Annotated in this window: 2 protein-coding genes and 4 pseudogenes; 4 read left to right on the top strand and 2 right to left on the bottom strand. The window is 66.9% G+C overall.

Going from position 1 to position 3,654, the window contains the following annotated elements; genetic code table 11:
• Positions 1 to 70: 70 nt before the first annotated feature.
• Positions 71 to 580: pseudogene (locus IE178_RS34880) on the bottom strand (integrase core domain-containing protein); the annotation flags it as partial.
• Positions 581 to 661: 81 nt separating this feature from the next.
• Positions 662 to 808: pseudogene (locus IE178_RS37060) on the bottom strand (IS3-like element ISRhosp5 family transposase); the annotation flags it as partial.
• A 62-nt stretch (positions 809 to 870) separates the two neighbouring features.
• Between IE178_RS37060 and IE178_RS36540 the strand changes: the two are divergent.
• From IE178_RS36540 to IE178_RS34865, 4 genes and pseudogenes are all read left to right on the top strand, one after another.
• A pseudogene (locus IE178_RS36540) lies at positions 871 to 1,185 on the top strand (helix-turn-helix domain-containing protein); the annotation flags it as partial.
• A 205-nt stretch (positions 1,186 to 1,390) separates the two neighbouring features.
• A complete protein-coding gene (locus IE178_RS36535) occupies positions 1,391 to 1,606 on the top strand; it encodes a hypothetical protein (RefSeq protein ID WP_318280424.1) in 216 nt (71 codons plus the stop codon).
• Positions 1,607 to 2,254: 648 nt separating this feature from the next.
• Positions 2,255 to 2,638, top strand: a complete 384-nt coding sequence (locus IE178_RS34870; protein WP_193515040.1) for a beta/gamma crystallin domain-containing protein — start codon at positions 2,255 to 2,257, stop codon at positions 2,636 to 2,638.
• Positions 2,639 to 3,020: 382 nt separating this feature from the next.
• Positions 3,021 to 3,553 (top strand): annotated as a pseudogene (locus IE178_RS34865) (transposase); the annotation flags it as partial.
• Positions 3,554 to 3,654: the final 101 nt, after the last annotated feature.

The raw sequence follows: 3,654 nt of genomic DNA, 5'->3' as shown, positions 1-3,654 counted from the left end.
AACAGTCCAGCGACAGCTCGAATCATGTCACTCACGCACTCGCGGCGACCGTGGTACCGCGCAACCCCGTCGCGGTCAACGACGTTGGCGTCCGGGGTCCCCGACGCTGCGGCCTCGTGCCCGCGGCGTGGAGGATCTCCAAGACCGTCGAGGCAGCGATCCGATGCCCGAGTCGGGCCAGCTCCCCTTGGATCCGCCTGTGCCCCCACCGCGGATTCTCCTGGGCCAGCCGCAGAACAAGCGTCTTGATCGCCGCTCGAGTGGGCGGGCGTCCGATGCGTCGGCGTGCGGTGTAATCCCACCTGGCAGCGACGAATTTTCGGTGCCAAGCGAGCAAGGTGCCTGGGGTGACCGGGAAGACCTCGCGCCAGCGTCGCCGGGGTATCAGCCCGCAGAGGGCAGCGAACCAGAACCGGTCGGCCGGCTCGTAGCGGACCGGGCCGGCAATCCGCCGGCGCAGAACTGCGTTCTCATGCCGCAGCACGAGCAACTCGGCGCCCTTCGCGGTGTCACGGCGCAGCAGCACCGACGGGACGGACAACAGCGTCCGGGCCACCCTGTACAGCAGAGACACGATCACGCGGACACGATCCCAAGACCGAACCGCATCACTCCCACCTGCGCCGATGACTTTTCGAGCGGCACAGGCTCGTTCGGTCGGCCAGCCGTGTCGGCCGGGCAGGATCTCCCGTTTGAGTGAGGCGAAGAACGACTCCGCGGCGGCGTTGTCCGCGCAGGTGCCGACCGCTCCCATGGACCGGCGGATTCCGGCGCGGTAGCAGGCGTCGGCGAACGCCTTCGACCCGTACTAACGAGCTCGTGCACGGTAGGCGGTGAGGCGTCGAGTTCCTGATCATCGATCATGGTCATGTGGTGGGGAACGCGTCTCGTGCAGCGATCATCAGCGACCGGAGGATCACCGGCCTGTCGGCCGACGTGATCGCTGAACTCGTGGCTGAGCTGGGTCCGTTGTGGCATGAACGGCACCAGGCCAGACTTGCGTCCCGGCCGCGGAAGCGGGCTGTGGGCGCGGGTGCGAAGCACCGGCTGGTGTTCGTCGACCGGCTCCTGGCCACCCTCGTGCACCTCCGACACGCGACCACGCACGACGTGCTGGCCTGCTGGTTCGATGTGGACCGCTCCACCATCACCCGAGCCATCGCAGAGGTGCGACCGCTGCTCGCCGAGCGGGGACGCACGGTGAGCCCTGGCCTTCGACTACGGGCTCTGGCTGAGGTCATTGATCACCTCGGTGCCAGCGGAAAGACCGAGATCATCGACGGCAGCGAGATCCGGGTCCGGCGGCCGACCGCCGGCCGGATCGATTCATCTCCGGTAAGAACAAGCAGAACGCGGTCAAGACCAGGTCGTCAGGGACGGCGACGGCCGGGTGCTGTTCTGCAGCCCGACCAGACTCGGAAGCCGCGCGGACATCACCCACGCCCGCCAGCTCGGGCTGGTCAAGCTCCTGGCCGACGGACCCGCGGTCGAGATCCTCGCCGACGCCGGCTACCAGGGCCTGGGCGCCCAGACCGGCGGACGGGTGATCACACCACCCCACCGCAAGTTCGAGAGGAACGCCCCCGACTGGTACGCGGAGATGTAGGAGCGCCAGCGCAAAGCACACTCCTCGAGGCGGATCCGGGTCGAGCACGGCATCGCCCACCTGAAGAACTGGCGACTCTGACCCGCCACCTCGGCCGCCGCGAACACATGAGCCACACCGTCCAGGCCGTCGCCGGTCCGCTGTCCCACCAGCAGACCGCGGACCTGACATCAGCACGACCGATGTGAACGCCGAGCCCCGCCGCGACTCTCGACGCCTCACCGCCTACCGTGCACGAGCTCGTTAACGAGTTGTCCAACGTCTGTTTCCCCGCTGATATGCGCGCGGGCACCTCGTACCCGCTGTACTTGTGCCTGCTGTTCTGCCTGGGCATCGATCGTGACGAGCGGTTTACTTGTCGCATCCGCCCCGATCGGGTGGTCGCTACATCTGTCCATGAAGCACCCGGAGGTTCGTCCGCGTACCTAGCGGCGCGCCCCGGGCGCCGATCTCAACGCCTGCACCGTACGGCCCGTGGGCATGTCCTCTATCACAGCGATCGCTGCCGGTCTGCCGGCCACCGACTGCTCCGTGGGTCTCGCCAACAGCGGGGCGCATGTGGCACCGACTCCGCCAGTCATCGCGGCCACTCCGACGGGCCCGCCACCTGACAAATCCGCAAAGCCACAAAGGATAAGGAGAACTTACGTGCAGCGTATTAACCGACGGATAGCCAAGGCCGCACTGGTATCCGCCGTCGCGGCGGCTTCGCTCATCGTCGTCCCGAATCCCGCGTCCGCGATCGACGACGTCGAGTGCAACAATATCAACGAGTATGTCCATGTGGACTGGCACCACTTTTACGGTACCGGCTTCACCACTACACATCAGTGTTTTGCCAACGCCGGAGAATACTCTTCCTTTAGGCCGGGGGGGACCAACTGGGTCGACAAGATCTGGACTGGAAATAACCGGGTCCAGTGGTACGGGGACGGAAGGTGGCAGCCTGCCGCCCCGATCGGCAAGTGGACCACCTTCGACTGGCCGAACAACCCTGGAGGCGTCAGGATTGATGCGATCAGGATCCTCTGATTCGTCGAGCGTGGTTTCTGATCGATCTGAGCGCGCTCCCTGGACGGGATCCTGCACCACCCGGGCCAGATCGAGGAAGTCTGCGCCCGCGCAATAACCCGGCGAACCTAGTCGCCGCCGAGACCCCGACCACTGGCGGCGTCACACTGATACGTCGTGATCGACTGAGAGCGATTGCTCTTCCTCCGAGTGCTCCCGGACCGTGTGAGCCGGTCCGGGAGCTGTGGCCGTTCTCCCGAGGCGCTTCGCGGTTTTGCCGCACGTGACGGACGATCACGGCCACGGTGTCCTAGCCTCGCCGTTTGCTTGGGTTCGGCGGGTGTTGAGGCGAAAATACGAAAGTGCCTTCCTGACCTGGGACGATGAACCTTGCTAAGGGGTTCTGTCGGTCCAGGCGGAGGGCACTTTCTACGTGCAGGCTATCGGGTCGCGTCCCAAGGTTCAGGTCAGTGCCGATGGTTCGGGGGTGGTCGGGCATGCCGGGGCACGGTTGCTGGCGGATCTCGCTGATGCCACCGGGCTGACCGCCGCGTACTCCGCCGCGCTCAGGCCGCTGCGGCCGCGCGGGACCGGACATGACCCGGGCCGGATCGCCACCGACCTGGCGGTGATGCTCGCCGACGGCGGCGAGGCCATCGCAGACCTTGCCGTACTGCGGGACCAGGCAGCAGTCTTCGGGCCTGTCGCCTCGACACCGACGGCCTGGCGGCTGCTCGCCGGCATCGACGAGACGGCCGCCGCCTCGCTGGCTTCTGCCCGCGCCCGGGCCCGGGAAGTCGCCTGGCTGCAGGCCGCCGAGCACGGTGAGGACATCCCGCAGCCCGGGCCGCGGGGTGCATGCTGCCCGGGCTGGTCTTGGACCTTGATGCCACGCTGGTCACCTGCCACTCCGAGAAAGCGCAGGCCGCACCCACCTCTAACCTCGATCTTTCTTGACGGTCCGCCGACGGAGTCGGCGGACCGTTTCGCTTTCGGTGGCTGATGCCGGGCAGACCGACAGCCCGAGTGTCGCGTCG

The organism is Streptomyces griseoloalbus, assembly GCA_014650015.1.
Lineage (GTDB): Bacteria > Actinomycetota > Actinomycetes > Streptomycetales > Streptomycetaceae > Streptomyces > Streptomyces griseoloalbus.
The sequence above is the reverse complement of the archived record's forward strand: the minus strand, read 5'-3'. Positions and strand labels throughout refer to the sequence as shown.